The organism is uncultured Polaribacter sp., assembly GCF_947495205.1.
Lineage (GTDB): Bacteria > Bacteroidota > Bacteroidia > Flavobacteriales > Flavobacteriaceae > Polaribacter.
On sequence record NZ_CANLXV010000001.1, the window covers coordinates 50,809 to 67,068 of the forward strand.

Genomic DNA, 16,260 nt, shown 5'->3' on the forward strand with positions numbered 1-16,260 from the left:
GTTATTATTTTTTAAACTTTGCTAATGCAGTTTTGGTAAAATCAGATAAAACTAACGCGCCAGAAACGGCTGCTCTTTCTGCCAAAAGCGTATCCCAATTTTCTGTATTTCTCCATAATGCTTTTTTCATTTCTAATAAAGCCGCAGGATTGTAAGACGCTAATTTTTCTGATAAAATTGCTACTTCTTCATCTAACTCTTTTGTGTTTTCAAAAACCTTTGCATACAAACCTTTTTCTTTTGCCCAATATGCGTTTTTCCAATTGGTAGCATCTAGCGTAAGTTCTGCTGTGGCAGCAATTCCCATTTTTCTAGAAACGGCAGGTTCAATTACAAAAGGACCAATACCAATGGTAAATTCAGATAATTTAATAGCGGCTTGTTCCGTTGCCAAAACATAATCACAAGCGCATGCCAAACCAACGCCACCGCCAACTGTTTTTCCTTGCACTCTGCCAATAACCAATTTTCCACAAGTTCTAATAGCATTAATTACGTTTGCAAAACCAGAGAAAAACTGTTTGCCATCTTTTAGGTTAGAAATGGCTACCAATTCATCAAAAGAAGCGCCTGCACAAAAAGCTTTTTCACCTTCAGATTTTAAAATAATTACACCAACTTCTTCTTTAGCACCAACAGCAATTAATTCTTTGCTTAACCTTTCTAGCAATTCACTAGGAAAAGAATTGCTTGCAGGATGCCCAAATTCTATTGTAGCTATTCTGTTTTCTATATGTGTATATAAACTTCCGTTTTGTCTTGTGGTGGTCATAAAATGATTGTTTTTGTAAAAATAGGGTTTATTCTTAATAATTCCTTTTGAAAATTTATGAAGCGTATTAAAAGGCTAATTTTCATTAACTTCTTTTGATTGAAATTAAAATTATTAAAAGCCTTATTTGAAAATAGCAAATAGATAACCTATTTAACCAACGGTAAAAATTTACGTCTAAATTTTAATACCAATGGCAAACCTCTTGCAATAATCCAAAAAGTAAAGGCTATCCAGATAGCAACTAGTTTAAATTCTAAATAATCAAAGATTAAAAGTATGGGAATAAAGACCAAACCTGTTGATAAAATTAAAAGGTTTCTTAAATATTTCATTTCCCCCATGCCTTTAAACATACCATCAAAAATAAAACTGATTGCATTTATAGGTTGTGTAATTAGTACAATCCAAAAAACGGTATAAAACTGTTCTAAAACAATGGCTTCTTTTGTAAAAATAGTTCCTATAAAATTATACAACAATAAACCTATTAACCCCATAACAGCGCCTACAGTTATGCCATATTTAAATAATTTATTACTTAAATCTAATAATGATTTATAATCTTTAGCACCTAAAAATTTACCTGCCAAAATATTACCTGCACTGGAGTAACCATCTATCATAAAAGCACCCAAAAGCCAAATATTTAAAGAAATGGTGTATGCTGCAATATATTCTGGCCCATAACCTGTGGCGTAAGAAGTTGCAAAATACAAAGCTACATTTAAGGCTATGGTTCTTATAAAAAGATTTCCCATCATTCCTAAAAGTCTTTTTATTTCTGGATGAAAGGATAAAGATAATTTTAAAGAAATATCTGTTTTTTTTAGCAATAAAATTACGGCAATAACTGCCATAACTATTTGCGCTAAAACGCTTGCATAGGCAGCACCTTCTATATGCATTGCAGGTAGGTAACCTTCTATACCATAAACAAAAATAAAATCGAAAATAATATTTACAAAAGCACCAATAATGGCAATTATCATTGGATAAAATGTGTTTTGTAAACCTCTAAACGTACCAAAAATGGCAAATACAAAAAGCGCAAATGGAAAACCAAAAATACGTATGCTAAAATAACGCATACAATAGTCTAAAATTAATCCAGATGCGTTATAAAACTGAAAAATTTGTTTAGAAAACGGATAAGTAATTGCTAAAATTAAAACACTACAAAGTACTACAATTGCTATGGCTTGGGCTGGTAATTCTTTTACTTCGTTTAATTTATTTGCACCTACATACTGAGAAATTATAGAAGAAATAGCACTTCTAATTTGACCAAAAACCCAGATTAACATGCTTATAAATGCACCTACAATACCTACAGCTGCTAAACTTTCTGTTGCATTGCTTTCTATATTACCAATTATTGCAGTATCTGTAATAGACAAAACAGGCTCTGCAATACCTGCAATTAAAGCGGGTATTGCTAACTTATTTATAGATTTAAATGTAATTTTTATTGCCATAACTTAATTTTGTAAAGGTAACTACATTTGCGTTAAGGATTGCAGTGAAAAGCCCACAGTGAGGTACGAACGAGGACTTGTAACGAAAAGCCTGACCCTTGTGGTAACGCCCAAAAAAATTATGTAACTTTGCAATCTTAAATTTTACCGTTATGAAACATATTTTAGTACCTATTGGATCTACAGAAAGTGCACAATCTACCTTACAATATGCAATTGATTTTGCTGCAGATAACAATGCTAAAATATTTGTTTTTAGAGCATACAATGCACAATCTAAAGCGGGTACAATGGTAAATGTTAGCAACATTATTGCACGCGAAACAAATTTGTATTTAAAGACAATGGTAAAGGCTTGTAATACTAATAATGTTGATATTAAGTTAATTGCAGCAAAAGGTGGCGTTATTGATAGTATACAGAATATTGATGCAGAATTGGGTATTGATTTGGTTATTGTTGGGGCAAAAAGTAATGCTATTAAAGAGGAGCTTTTTTTAGGAAATACGGCTGGAAGCATTGTTAAAAAGAGCGATATTACTGTTTTAGCAATTCCTGATGGTTATATTTACAAACCTGTTACCACCATTTTAATGGCTACAAAATCTGGTGATATTAGAAGTAAAACAGCTTTAAAACCTTTGCAATATGTGGTAAAAAAATACAAGGCAAAACTAAATGTTTTACTAGTAAAAACACCAAATTATACAGACGAAGATTTGGTATTGCACCAAGATTTAGAAGTTATGAAAAGCACCTTAACTGTTACTGAAAACGCAACTACTTTTCAAGGTGTTTTAGAACATTTTAAAACGCATAACCCAGATATGCTATGTGTATTAAGAAGAAAAAGAGGTTTCTTTAAAAAGTTATGGGAGAAAAACACCATCTTAAAAGAAGAGTTTTATACCAATGTGCCTTTGTTAGTTTTAAGAGGAAAATAATTTTTTATTGGGATTATTTTTAGTTTATTAGACTTTGTTTTTACTTACATGATATGCATTTAACGCTTTTTCTGAAATTAAAACAGTACCCATAATTACCAAGCTTATAACCCAACTATTTACCAATTGCTTTTTTAATATACTTGCCAACACAAAGCCTAAAGCCAAAGCAATTAAAAGTAAGCTGGTGTTTTTTAGCCACTTTATTTTAGCTGATTTTATTAAGGTTGCATTTTTTAGCTGAAAAGATTCGTTTTTATGAATATAGTTGTCTAAATTTCTTATAAAATCTTGATATTGCTTGGTAAAAGCTATAGGTGTTAAGGCACCAAAACCTGCATCTATAACTTGGTAATGTATTTGTACTTTTTGCTGTTCTAAAAAATGGACTGTAATTTTTGATGGTAGACTTAAAAAATTCATCTTATAACTGTTTAACCAAGTACTTTTATTCTCAAAAATAATTTTTTGGTTTTCTTCTGTGGCTATCTTAAAATTATAGTTTTTAAAATAGTTTAAAATCTTAGTTCTAGTTACTGAATCGTTTTTAGATACCAAATTAAAAAATTCGCTGTATTCTTTCATCATAAAACATTTTAATAACTTAAATCTGCTGGTTCTTTAAAATTAATTTCTGGGTTGTAAATTTCTAGAATGTAGGTTTTTATTTCATTAATAAAATCTTCTAATTTTTCTGATGTAATCTTGGTTTCTGCTTTTCTTCTTGGCAACGCAAAATTTACAGGTAAAAAACCGCTTTTTAAGTTTTTAAAAGAATAAATGCCTGCTTCTAAAGGTTGGTTAAATTTATAATTTTTACTTTTTGTATACAAATAAGCATACAACAAAACTTGTATGGCTTTTAAGTGATTATCGTCTCTTAAATTTTCAAATTCTGGCACACGCAAATTACCACTGGTAACCATACCTGTTTTATAGTCTATAATTCTTAAAACACCATTCAACTCATCTACCCTATCTACTTGTCCGTGAATTTTTACAGGAAATTCTATACCTTCTATTGCAATTTCTGTTGCTAAATTTTCTTCTGTTGCTATTATTTTTAATTGGTTTGCTTTATTTGAAACCAATTGTTTTTCTTGTTTTAAAAAGTTAGCCACAAATCTTAAAGCTACTTCAAATATTAAACGGTTTTTACCTGTAGTTAAATTTCCATTTTTAAAATGAATTTTAAAGTGTTTTACAACCAAATCGTTTGCTTTATTCTCCATTTCTGTAAGTATTGCTGCATTTAGAAATTTACCCACAAAAGGAGTATATAATTCGTCTAAAGTTTCGTGCACAACAGTACCCAAAGTATTAAAAGCTACGGTTTCTTCTACATTATCAAACTCTTTTAATTTTAAAATTTTTTGCTTGTAAAACGCAATTGGGTTGTGTAAATAATTGGTTAATGCAGAAGGTGAAATTCCTTTTTTAGCCAATTCTTGCAATTTTAAAGCTGTATTTTTATCTTTTTTAATTTCTTTTAATGCTATTTTATTAGATACAATATTTGGAGTTATTATTTTTTGAATAATGGCAGGTTTTATCATTTCTAATTGCGTAACAAACCTACTTTTTTCTCCACTTCCAAAAACATCATGTTCTGTGTTATAAATTATAAATACGTTCTTTGCACGTTGTAATAATCTAAAAAAGTGATATGAAAAAATAGCGTCTTTTTCTCGATAGGTTGGCAAACCAAAAGCTAATTTTACATCAAAAGGTATAAAGGAATTTTGTTGCGAACTTGCTGGTAAAATACCTTCATTTGTAGAGGTTAAAATAATATTCTCAAAATCTAAAACACGGGTTTCTAGCATACCCATTAATTGCAAACCACGCAAAGGTTCTCCTTGAAAAGATAGTGTTTCTGAACTTATAATTTGTCTAAAAAATAACGATAGTGTTTTTAAATCTGTAAAGTAATTGTAAGTTGCTTGTAGGTTTTTAAGTTGTGTAAATACCGTAAAATAACGATACAAATATTCTTTCTCTAAATCTGTAGTACCTTCTTTTAAAAGGTCTATTAATGTTAAAATTCTATCTAAAAAATCTGCAATTGAGATAAACCTATTAAAAATATTGGTTAAAATAGCTTTTTTATCTGCTGCAATGGTTGCAAGCAGTTGTACAATTTGTTGGGTGTCTATAAACGTAAGATTATCTGCTGCAATTTTGGCGGTAAAACTATCTAATGCTTGTGGTGTTTCTGCTGATAAAATTTTGTAGATTAAAGGTGTTTTTAAAAAACGAATAACGTCTTTATGATAAAAAGATGCATCAGTTGTTTTTTGTAATTTTTCTTGAGAAATAAATAATTGAAAAATAGCAAACAATAAATTGGTTACAGGAATATCTTTTAGAGGATATCCCATAGTAATGTTTATTGCATTAATGTTTTTTGGCAAAGAATTTAAAGTAATGGGTAATAAACTTTCGTCTGCCATTACTAAGGCTGTATTTTTAAAATCGGTAAATTGTTCTAAAATTTCTCCTGCATATTTTATTTGTGTGGTATTTTTAGATGCACCAATTACTTGTATATTTTTTGGTTTAGAAAAATGATTGCTTAACGCTTTTAGTTCATTTTTCTCATAATATTTCCACTCCTTTTTATATTTTCTTATAAAGGTTCCTGCTTGATGATTTCCTTTGAAAAAAGTTTCATCCAAATCCCAATAAATTTCTGAACCTTCTTGCGCTAAAACTTTTTGAAACAAAAATTCTTCTGCTTTGTTTAATGCATTAAATCCTATAAAAATATATTTTTTGTTGTTGTTTTCTTTTAAGAAGGTGTTGCATTTTTCACAAGCTTCTCTATACATTAAACCTTGGTAGCCAATTTTATTTTCTAGTAAAAATTGATAAAAAGGTGCGTAAAAATTCTGTAATTTTTCTAAAAACGAATAATGATCTTTCATTAATTCGGTTTCTTTAAAAGTACCTTTTACAGACCATTTTTTTAAGCGTTGTATATCTCTTAGGTAAATAAAAATATCTTTGGTGTCTATTAAATGTTGGTCTATTTCATTAAAATCTTGCAACACGGTAAATGCCCAAGACGCAAAAACATCAAAGGCATCTGGTTCTTTTTCTAAACTTTTATAAATTGTATAAAAATGAAATAAAAGCTGAATATTATCTGCTTTTTGAATTCCAGAAATTTGCTGTATAAATTGTTCTATATTTAAGGTTTCTGGCAAAAAACCTACAGCTATTTTGTCTTTTAATGTTTGCTTTAAAAACACCTTAGCTCTTTGCGATGGTAAAATAAATACCACATCTTCAAAAGAGTTTGTTGTTTTTAAAATATCGTCTAATGTTTCTGAAATAAATGTTTGCATAAAATTAGTGGCTTGCTATAAAACTAAATTACAAAATCTAAAGTTTAGGAGTCATTTATTTTCAGAATAAAAATAGAAACATGTTGTAAGTTTTTAGAAACTATTTGGACTAATTGTAAAATTTTTCATGAAGTTTACTAGTATCATAATGTTAGTGTTACTTTTTGGGCAACAGGTTTATGCACAAACTTGTTGTTCTGGTGGTGTTCCTTTATCTAATAACTTAGGGCTTTCTAATGAAGGAAAAGGTTCTCTTCAACTAGGTATTAATTATGATTATAACAATTTAAACACTTTAAATGCTGGCAGTGAAAGATTAAATGATAATTCTAGACAACGCATTACTAATTCTATTTTAGCTAATATTGGTTATTCATTTACAGCTAAATTCTCTGTAGAAACCTTATTCACTTGGGTAAATCAAACAAGAACAATCACTCAATTTAATAATGAAAATTTCACTGAAACCAAAGGAATTGGAGATGCTGTAATTTTATTAAAATATACATTCCCAAACCTTTTTAAAAACAACACCGCTTTAAATATTGGTTTAGGCTCTAAAATACCATTAGGCAAATCAGATATTGTTTCTAACCAAGGCATTCAGTTAACTGCAGATTTACAACCAGGTAGTGGTGCTTTTGATGGTATTGGATGGTTATCTTTAGCAAAACAATTAAGTTTTAGACCAACAGCTACTTTTTCTAGTAGTGTAACTTACAGGTTTACAGGTGTTAATAATTCGTATTTAAACAACACATCTACCTATAAATTTGGTAATGTGTTGCAAGCTAATATTAGTTATGTAGATGAATTTTTAGTACATAAAACTCTCATAAACCCAGGTTTGGTTATTAAATATAGAAAATCTACAGTAGATAAAATTAACAATTCGATTATACCAAATACAGGAGGTGAATGGCTTTTTGCAAGAGCTGAATTAACCATACAATTGTCTCAAAATTTAAGTTTTACCAATAAATTTGAAGTTCCTTTATATAGTTATGTAGATGGTACACAGCTTACACCAACTTCTAGATTTACAACTGGTTTTACTTACAAAATCTTTAAAAAACAACCGTTAATAACAAACATAAAATGAAAAAACTTGCACTATTATGTATCTTAGGCATACTTGTTTCTTGCCAAAATAATGACAACAATATTTCTGAAAATAATTTTTCATCTGAATGGAGTATTCCAAGAACAGAAATTTTTGATGGTGGCCCTGGTAGAGATGGTATTCCTGCTTTAATTAACCCAAATGTGGTAAATGCAAATGATCCTGAAAGTAGTTTTATAAAGGATACAGATTTAGTTATTGGTTACAAAAACGGAGATGATATTATTGCATATTCTCATAGTATTTTAGACTGGCACGAAATTATTAATGATAATGTTGGCGATGTGTCTGTAGCTATTACTTATTGCCCACTTACAGGTACAGGAATTGGTTGGAACAGAATTTTAAACGGAAGTGAAACTACTTTTGGCGTTTCTGGTTTGTTATACAATACCAATTTAATTCCTTTTGATAGACAAACAAACAGCAATTGGTCTCAAATTTTAAATACATCTGTTAATGGCGAATTAATTGATACAAAAATAGATTTAATACCGCTGTTTGAAACTTCTTGGAAAACTTGGAAAACCATTTACCCAAATACAAAAGTGGTAAGCAGAAATACCGGTTTTGCTAGAACATATGGTGTTTCGCCTTATGGAGATTATAATACCAATAACAATTTGTTTTTATTTCCTGTAATAAAAGATAATAGACTGCCACTTAAACAAAGAATTCATACCATTATAAAAGGTACTAAAGCAAAAGCTTATCCGTTTTCTGCATTTGCTACTAGCAATGTAATTAGAGATTCTTTTGAAGGTGATGCGTATTTAGTAGCAGGAAATAATGAATTTATAGTTTCTTTTCTTTTAGATGATACTACTAACACACTAACTTTTGAGTATACTTATAATAACACAGAATCTTTATTAAGTGATAACGAAGGTAACACCTGGAATATTTTTGGTGAAGCCATTGCTGGACCAAGAACAGGACAACGCTTAACCTCTTCTGAATCTTTTATGGCTTTCTGGTTTTCTATACCCGCTTTTTACGATACAGTAATTTATAATCAATAATAATTTTTAACAAGTAGCACCTTTATAGCCTAATATTTGTACATTTATGTGATGCAAAATTCAATAGTTGTAATAGGAATTCAAGCAGATTTAGTTTGGGAAAATCCTGCCAAAAATCTAGCTTTTTTTGAGGCGAAAATAAACCGTTTATCAGAAAAAACTGATCTCGTAGTTTTACCAGAAATGTTCACAACCGGTTTTACAATGCAACCTGAAAATGTTGCAGAAACTATGGATGAAAATACCGTTTCTTGGATGCAAAAAATGGCTAAAAAAAATAATTTTGCAATTACTGGTAGTATTGTTATTCAAGAAAATAACAACTACTATAATAGATTAGTTTTTATACATCCAACAGGTAAAATTGAAAGCTATGATAAAAGACATTCTTTTACTTTAGCAGGCGAGCATAAAGTATATACATCTGGCTCAGAAAAAATAATTATACATTTTAAAGGTTGGCGAATTTGCCCTTTAATTTGTTATGATTTACGTTTTCCTGTTTGGGCTAGAAATACCGAAAATTATGATTTACTAATTTTTATGGCCAATTGGCCTGTAACTAGAATTAAAGCATGGAAAACACTTTTAAAAGCAAGAGCTATAGAAAATATGAGTTATACTATTGGCATTAATAGAACAGGTAAAGATGCCAATGATTACCAATATTCTGGCAATTCTTTACTAATAGATTATCTAGGTGAAGAAATCGCAACATTAAAAGAAAATGAAACTGGTGTTTTAAAAGCTACTCTTTTTAAAAACGAACAAGATGCTATAAGAACTAAACTAGGTTTTTTAAATGATAAGGATTTTTTCAAGCTAAACTTTTAAAACTTGTATTTTTCATAAAAAATAAAATTATATCTCTAATTTTAAATCTTAGAAGCAATAAAAAAGACCCCATAAAAACTAATTTTTTTGAGGTCTATTATTATTTCAAAGTTTTTTATATTATGATGGAATCATCCATTTGAATTCGAACTTTGTGTCCGGTATTACAATTCTTTCTGTAATTCTATACATCCTGTCTGGTAATTTCATTAAATAATCTCTTGCTTTTTCTGCTTCCGGCGTAAGATTTGTAATTTTATCTATTTCCCACATGGTGTTTAATTTCTTTAAAATATCTACATAATCAAACCCTGTGTATACTCCCACTCTTTGTGCAACTGCAGAAAAATCGTCAAACAAACTACCTTTTGCACCAAAAGATTCTCTAAGATGCATTGCAGGCATTACAATTTTATATTTCATCATATGTTGAAAAGCCAACATCATTTCACTAGCATCTATTTTAAAAATCTCCTTTACAAAATGTGCATATGCTTGATGATGTCTCATTTCATCTCCTGCAATAATTTTAGACATTTTTGCTAATGCTTTGTGCCCTTTTTTACGTGCAATTTTAGCTACATTATTGTGAGAAACGTATGTTGCTAATTCTTGAAATGTAGTGTATACAAAGTTTTTATATGGATCTGTAGAAGTACCAATATCAAAACCATCTGCTATTAAATGTTGGGTAGAAATTTCTACTTCTCGCATGTTTACTCTACCAGATAAGTATAGGTATTTGTTTAAAGTATCTCCATGTCTGTTTTCTTCTGCTGTCCATGTTCTTACCCATTTTGCCCAACTATTATCTGGGTCTTGTGATACGCCATCTAAATCTAACAACCAAGATTCGTATGTTGGCAATGCTTCTTCTGTAATAGTATCTCCTACTAAAACTACCCAAAAATCGTCATGTAATTCTTTAGATAATTCTCTAATTTCTTCTACTTCAGAAATAAAAGAATCTTTCTGCGAGTTTGGTAAAAAATCTGTAGGTTGCCAAATTTTTTCTGCAGGTATTAAATAAGTATCCATAAAGTGCTGCATCTTTTTTTCTAAAGTTTGCATTACTTCTATCCTAATATTTTTAATTGTAGTAGACATTAATCTAATTTTATATGTTCTTTAATTACGTTTTCTGTTTTTGCACAAAGCTCATCAAAAGGTAAAGAATTTACTTTAATAGGCTCATGCGCAGTTATTGTTATAGGGCTACCCAAACCTAATGGAAACTTACCATATTTAAAAACTTTCCAAGAATTGTTTATGGTTAAAGGCACAATATAACCTTCTTTATTGTATTTGGTAATAATCTTTAAACCGTTTGTTGCAAATTTTTTAGGCTTACCATTTCTACTTCTTGTGCCTTCAGGAAAAATAATTGCTCCCCATTTGTTTTCATTTAATCTTTTAGAAAATTTAACCAACTCTGTAATGGCTTGTTTTGGATCTTTTCTATTGATTAAGGCAGCACCACCATGTCTTAGATTATACGAAACACTTGGTATGCCTTTACCTAATTCTATTTTGGCTACAAATTTTGGAAATTGTTTTCTAAAATACCAATTTATTCCTGGAATATCAAATGTAGATTGATGATTTGCTACAAAAATTACAGCGGTATTCTCTGGAATATTGTATTTATTTACCAAACGAATTGGCGCGCCAATTATTACCATAGATTGTACTAAGAAAAAATTTAATGCGGCAACTACCTTTGCATGTACTTTAGGACCAAATAAATTTAAACTTAACCATTGCAACGGATGGAATATTAGTAAAAATAAAAAAAACACCAATACAAATATTGGTGATAAAATGTAACTTAAAATTTTCATTTATTTAAATTTAAGTAAATCTTACTTTTTTGATAGTTTGCAATTACTACAAACTAAAAAATTAAGTTATCACCTAGAACCAGGCACTCCAAGGAATTCTAGATAAAATTAATAACAAACCAATACCATAAAATACAGCAAAGGTTTTAAATTTTGCGTTATCTGCTGTTTTCTTTTTGTGTTTAGACCAACCTATAGTTATAAATACAATTGCTATTAACATGGTTGTTGGGTGTTCTACTGCGTATAATCTTAGTGTTTTATCTTTCATTACACTCGCAGCATCTGAGGTTAACAAATTAAACCATGGCGACATAAAATACCATACAACACCTATTAATAGTTGAATATGTGAGACAATTAATGCAAACAGACCAATGCGTAGGTCTTTATCTGTAAATTGTTTTTTTTGAGTTAAACCTATAATTGCATTTACTACAGCAAATATTAAAATAGCTAAAACTAGATATGCCCAATACGAATGTATTTCTTTCATAAGATAAATTATTTAGAACAACAAAGTTAAGGATTTTTAAGCATAAAAAAACCACCTTTTTCAAGGTGGTTTTTTAAAAATTTTTTAGGTCTAATTATTGTAAGACATATTCTGTTCCATTATGAATTACATTCATAATATAAACATTATCTCCTGGTTCCCAAACTGCGTAAGAAACAGAGAATTTTTGATCTAACCCAAACTCTGGAAAGTTGTTAAGTAAAATTGTATTAATTTTAGCTAAACGTGCTTCAATTGTTTCTTCATCTGCACCTGCTCTAACATCAAAATTAGAAAATCTACCATTTCCAACTAAATCAAAATCTGCTTGTGTAAGTGTGTACTTAATTGTGTTATCTGGCACCCAAGTGTTTCCATCATGTCCAAACTGTAATACAATTTCTGTACTTTCTTTTATGGTATTCCACTCATTACCATCAAACATAAAGTTTACGTTAATTGTAGAAACACTACCACTAAAGTTTCTATATTGTACCGCTTTAAAATCTCCTTCTGCAGCAAAAGGGAATAACGTAGTTTTTAAGTAAATTTTAATTCTACGTTCTGCATCTTCTGGAGCTCCGCTAAAGTTAGCAAAACGACTGCTACCTCCCATAACACCATACTCTTCTGGAGTAAATGTAATTGGTGCATCCCATTCATCTGCTAATACAAATCTTTCTGTTGTAGTTTCTGGCGTAAAAGTGTAAAAGTTATATTTTTTTACATCAAAAATGTTATAGTTAGTTCCATCAAACTGAAGAATCATTGTTAAAACTGGTCTTCCAGATCCATCAAAAGTATCGTAAGTAATTACAAAGAAATCTCCTACAGCAGCATTTGGATAGTTATTTAATAAAATAGTTTCTATTTTACCTCTTCTAACTTCTACATCTGCTTCTGGGCTAGTATCTCTAATATCAAAATTATTAAACCTTCCATTACCAATTAAAGCATAATCTGCATCTTGCAAAGTATAATTTGTAGTTTTTGATGGATCTGTTGGGTTTTCTTCTAATTGTACTAATAACTCTAAGTTGCTTGTACTACCATCAAAAACCTCATAAGTTACGTTGTATTTTGTACCAAAATCTGCTTCTGGGAAGTTATTTAATAAAATTGTTTGAATTTTACCTCTTCTCACTTCTAAATCTTCTTCGTTTCTTCCAGATCTAATATCAAAATTATCAAAACGGCCATTTCCTACTAAATCATAATCTTCATCTGTAAGAGTATACTCTAAAACTACTGGATCTTTTAAAAATGTTAAATCGTAAATAGTTCCTTTAACTTCATTAGGGAATTTAGCGGCAAAAAAGTCGTTGATTTCATCACTACTATTAAGAGCACCAACACCTAAAGCTGTGTAATCTGCAGCTACCAAGGTATAAGCTTTTGTAACAATATTACTTACAGGATTAAAAAGGTTATAGGTTATAATTGCTGATGATGCAGAAACTATTTCTCCGGCTGCATTAAAATCTACTCCTAGCCTTGGATAGGTAGTTGTTAAGTATGCTGGTAATTTTTCTTTAGCTTCATCTTCTGTCTGAAAGTAAGAGTTACTTAGACCAATTGCTATATAATCTTCTTCTGTTAATGTAAATACTAAATCTTCTACATCACCATCGTTTTTTGTTTCTGCTTCAATTATTGAGTCTATTTCAGCGTTTACGTCTTCTAATGAATTACAAGAAACAAATACTGAAGTAACAACAAACAATAAATAAATTATTTTTTTCATTTTATATATTTTTAAAAGTTAATTCTTGTGCTTATACTAAATGTTCTCCCTTGTCCTAAGAAAACTTGTGCAGTTGCAGCGTCACTATTTACACCATCATCTGCTCTATTTATAAATTCTTCATTAAACAAGTTATTTACTCTACCTGTTATAGAAGCATCTAAACCTCCTACTTTAAAACCATGTCTTAAAATAACATCAGATAGCATAAAACTTGGTACTTTCCATGGCTTTACAGCTAATGATTCTTCTGTGTCTCTGGCTTGTAAATTAAAGTCTGCATAATATCTATCAAAATAATTTACATCAAAACTTAGAGAAGTATCACTAGTAAAATCAAATCTAACACCTAAAGCACTTGTTGTTTGTGCAGAACGACCAACAGGAATTCCTTTTAAGTAAATATCCGTAGTTCTAATGGTTCCATCTCGATTTCTTACTGGATTTCTATCTATGTCAAAGAAAGGAACATCTGTAACGTTATTATTCCATGTCCAATCTCCAAGAGATACCATACCTGTTAGTCTTAGAAAGTCAAAAGGACGGTATTCAAAATCAAATTCTACACCTTGGTGTAATGCTTCTAAACCATTAATGTTTGCTGTAATTAAATCTACACCTTGTCCTTGATCTGATGTTTCTGTTCTGTTTCTCCAAATAGTGTGGTATACATTTAAATTTGCTGAAAACTTCTCTGAACGCACTCCATAACCTAACTCGAAACTAGTAATCGTTTGGTTTTCTAGACCTACATTTAAATCGTCATTACTAAAGTTTAACCAAACATCATCTAAAAAAGGAACCCTTTCAAAATAACCCGCATTAAAAAATATATTTTGTACGTCATCTATACGATAGTTAGCACCAAGCTTACTTCCATATCCATTATAACTTTGAGGATCTGTTAACTGTGCTGGATCACTATCTAGCTTTTGAAAGAAATCTTCTCTTTGATAAGTACTATTGTTGTAATTAATGGCAACAAATGCAGAAAAATCATCTTCATCATATTCTGCTTGAGCAAAACCACCAATCCAAGTATGGAAACCTTTGTCATGATAATTTATTTTATCTCCTACCTGAGTTTCTCTATTGGGATTATTTATATCATCATCACTTAAAAAATATTGGCCTCCCAATAAATCTGTTACTTCTTGAAAATGTTCTCCTACATACCAACGATAATCTAAACCAACATTTAAATTTATACTTTCTGATAATTCTGTATTATAAACACTTAAACCACCTAACCAAACATGGTCGTTTCTACTTGCTCTTAATATTGCAGACGCACCATTAGTACCTCTAGCTATATTTTCGTCTACAATTCTATCTAAATCTAAAGGACCAAAGTTACCAATTCTATAACTATTGTCTGTGAACTTGCTTTGTTCTTCACCAGCAGTTCCACCACCTCCACCAGTTCCTGTAGAAGCGTATAAAGATGTAGATAAAGAGCTTTTATCATCTAATTGCCAGTAATGATTTAAAGAAGCTAATGGTTTGTGGTAGAAATTGTCTTCTACATTAGTGATTTGTCCATTTTTAAAACCCCAATCTGGATTGTAACGGCTTCCTCTTTCACTTAATCTATATTCACTAATAAAAGATCTATTTTGTCTTTGACCATGACGTTGTTTAGCCCCAAAAACATTAAAAGATAATTTATGATCGTTATTTATCTGATAAGATAAATTAAAAAAGTAAGAAATAGCATTAAAGTTAGTACCATCTGCAAACGTTGCGTCTCCAACAGTTCTATCTGCATAAACAGTAGCTGCTAATCCATTATCTAAAAGCCCAGTAGAAACTTTAGCTCCGTATCTTGTATAACCATCATTACCAACATCAAATCCAAAAAAACCTCCTTTTTCTGCATCTGTAGATTCTGTAATTGTATTTATGGTACCCCCAATAGAAGGTACTGCAATTTTAGCAGCTCCAAGACCTCTTTGCGTTTGTACTAGAGATGTTACACTTCCTAAACCTGCCCAGTTAGACCAGAAAACTCTACCGTTTTCCATATCGTTAACTGGTATACCGTTTATCATTACAGCAACGTTTTCTGAATTAAAACCACGCATTGTAATTTCACCATCTCCAAAACCACCACCATTTCTAGTAACAAAAACACCAGGTGTAGATTTTAAAATTTCTGGAAATTCTTGATTTCCTAATTTTAATTGTATTTCTTCTTTTTTAATGTTAGATACAGCTACTGGTGTTTTTCTATCTATTGCAACAGAAGCAATAATTAAAATTTCATCTAAAGCACCAGCATCTTCTTGTAATTTAATTCTTACATTATTTGTAATTGAAGAAAAAGCGACTTCTTTTTTTGTAAAACCAACATAAGAGATTACTAATGTACCAGAATTTGATTTGGTTTGTATGGTAAATTTACCGTCAAAATCTGTTTGTGTTCCATTTCTAGTACCTTTTTCCAGAATACTTGCTCCTGGTAAAGGTGTATTTGTATTATCTACAACCGTACCAGTAATTTTAGTTTGTCCTAAAATTGTAGCTGTTGCAAAAAACAACATTACAAATAATAAGTTTTTAAAATTTTTCATTGTTTAAGTTTAAGTTTTTGAATGTTCTGCAAAATTGTAGCTTTTACAGGTTTCTAAAGTTAACTTAAAGTTAAGATTTTATT

At 30.1% G+C, this 16,260-nt stretch carries 13 protein-coding genes; 4 read left to right on the top strand and 9 right to left on the bottom strand.

Annotated elements, in window-relative coordinates:
* Positions 1 to 4 precede the first annotated feature (4 nt).
* Together Q0762_RS00230 and Q0762_RS00235 are read right to left on the bottom strand one after the other, a co-directional pair.
* Positions 5 to 772 carry an enoyl-CoA hydratase/isomerase family protein gene (locus Q0762_RS00230; protein ID WP_298762403.1) on the bottom strand — a complete coding sequence of 256 codons (768 nt, stop codon included), beginning with the start codon at positions 770 to 772 and terminating at the stop codon, positions 5 to 7.
* A gap of 149 nt (positions 773 to 921) precedes the next feature.
* Positions 922 to 2,250 (bottom strand): MATE family efflux transporter, encoded by a 1,329-nt coding sequence (locus tag Q0762_RS00235; RefSeq protein WP_298762405.1) that lies wholly within the window; start codon positions 2,248 to 2,250, stop codon positions 922 to 924.
* A gap of 152 nt (positions 2,251 to 2,402) precedes the next feature.
* On the opposite strand from Q0762_RS00235, the gene Q0762_RS00240 reads away from it, so the two are divergent.
* The gene (locus Q0762_RS00240) at positions 2,403 to 3,194 is read left to right on the top strand and encodes a universal stress protein (RefSeq protein WP_298762406.1); all 792 of its coding nucleotides are present in this window, start codon (positions 2,403 to 2,405) and stop codon (positions 3,192 to 3,194) included.
* Between the two features lie 27 nt (positions 3,195 to 3,221).
* Here the strand turns inward: Q0762_RS00240 and Q0762_RS00245 are convergent, their stop codons facing one another.
* Together Q0762_RS00245 and Q0762_RS00250 are read right to left on the bottom strand one after the other, a co-directional pair.
* Positions 3,222 to 3,782 carry a hypothetical protein gene (locus Q0762_RS00245; RefSeq protein ID WP_298762408.1) on the bottom strand — a complete coding sequence of 187 codons (561 nt, stop codon included), beginning with the start codon at positions 3,780 to 3,782 and terminating at the stop codon, positions 3,222 to 3,224.
* Positions 3,783 to 3,790: 8 nt separating this feature from the next.
* Complete coding sequence (locus tag Q0762_RS00250; RefSeq protein WP_298762409.1) at positions 3,791 to 6,544, bottom strand: PD-(D/E)XK nuclease family protein; 2,754 nt, start codon at positions 6,542 to 6,544, stop codon at positions 3,791 to 3,793.
* 127 nt (positions 6,545 to 6,671) lie between these two features.
* Here Q0762_RS00250 and Q0762_RS00255 point away from each other — a divergent pair, with 127 nt between their 5' ends.
* The 3 genes from Q0762_RS00255 to Q0762_RS00265 are packed head-to-tail and all read left to right on the top strand — an operon-like array spanning position 6,672 to position 9,523.
* Entirely contained in the window at positions 6,672 to 7,646 is a 975-nt protein-coding gene (locus Q0762_RS00255) for a hypothetical protein (protein ID WP_298762411.1), read from the top strand.
* Positions 7,643 to 8,689: a DUF3179 domain-containing protein gene (locus tag Q0762_RS00260; RefSeq protein ID WP_298762414.1), complete on the top strand. Its 1,047-nt coding sequence runs from the start codon at positions 7,643 to 7,645 to the stop codon at positions 8,687 to 8,689. The genes Q0762_RS00255 and Q0762_RS00260 overlap by 4 nt, the downstream gene beginning before the upstream one ends.
* Before the next feature lie 51 nt (positions 8,690 to 8,740).
* On the top strand, positions 8,741 to 9,523 hold the full coding sequence (locus tag Q0762_RS00265) for an amidohydrolase (protein WP_298762416.1): 783 nt from the start codon (positions 8,741 to 8,743) through the stop codon (positions 9,521 to 9,523).
* A 120-nt stretch (positions 9,524 to 9,643) separates the two neighbouring features.
* Here Q0762_RS00265 and Q0762_RS00270 read toward each other — a convergent pair whose 3' ends face one another.
* The 5 genes from Q0762_RS00270 to Q0762_RS00290 form a co-directional block, all read right to left on the bottom strand.
* Complete coding sequence (locus tag Q0762_RS00270) at positions 9,644 to 10,630, bottom strand: acyl-ACP desaturase (protein WP_298762418.1); 987 nt, start codon at positions 10,628 to 10,630, stop codon at positions 9,644 to 9,646.
* On the bottom strand, positions 10,630 to 11,364 hold the full coding sequence (locus Q0762_RS00275; protein WP_298762420.1) for a 1-acyl-sn-glycerol-3-phosphate acyltransferase: 735 nt from the start codon (positions 11,362 to 11,364) through the stop codon (positions 10,630 to 10,632). The genes Q0762_RS00270 and Q0762_RS00275 overlap by 1 nt, the downstream gene beginning before the upstream one ends.
* A gap of 73 nt (positions 11,365 to 11,437) precedes the next feature.
* Entirely contained in the window at positions 11,438 to 11,860 is a 423-nt protein-coding gene (locus tag Q0762_RS00280) for a hypothetical protein (protein ID WP_298762422.1), read from the bottom strand.
* A gap of 94 nt (positions 11,861 to 11,954) precedes the next feature.
* Positions 11,955 to 13,604: a hypothetical protein gene (locus tag Q0762_RS00285; RefSeq protein ID WP_298762424.1), complete on the bottom strand. Its 1,650-nt coding sequence runs from the start codon at positions 13,602 to 13,604 to the stop codon at positions 11,955 to 11,957.
* Between the two features lie 11 nt (positions 13,605 to 13,615).
* Positions 13,616 to 16,177, bottom strand: coding sequence for a carboxypeptidase-like regulatory domain-containing protein (locus Q0762_RS00290; protein ID WP_298762426.1), 2,562 nt, complete (start codon positions 16,175 to 16,177; stop codon positions 13,616 to 13,618).
* Positions 16,178 to 16,260 lie beyond the last annotated feature (83 nt).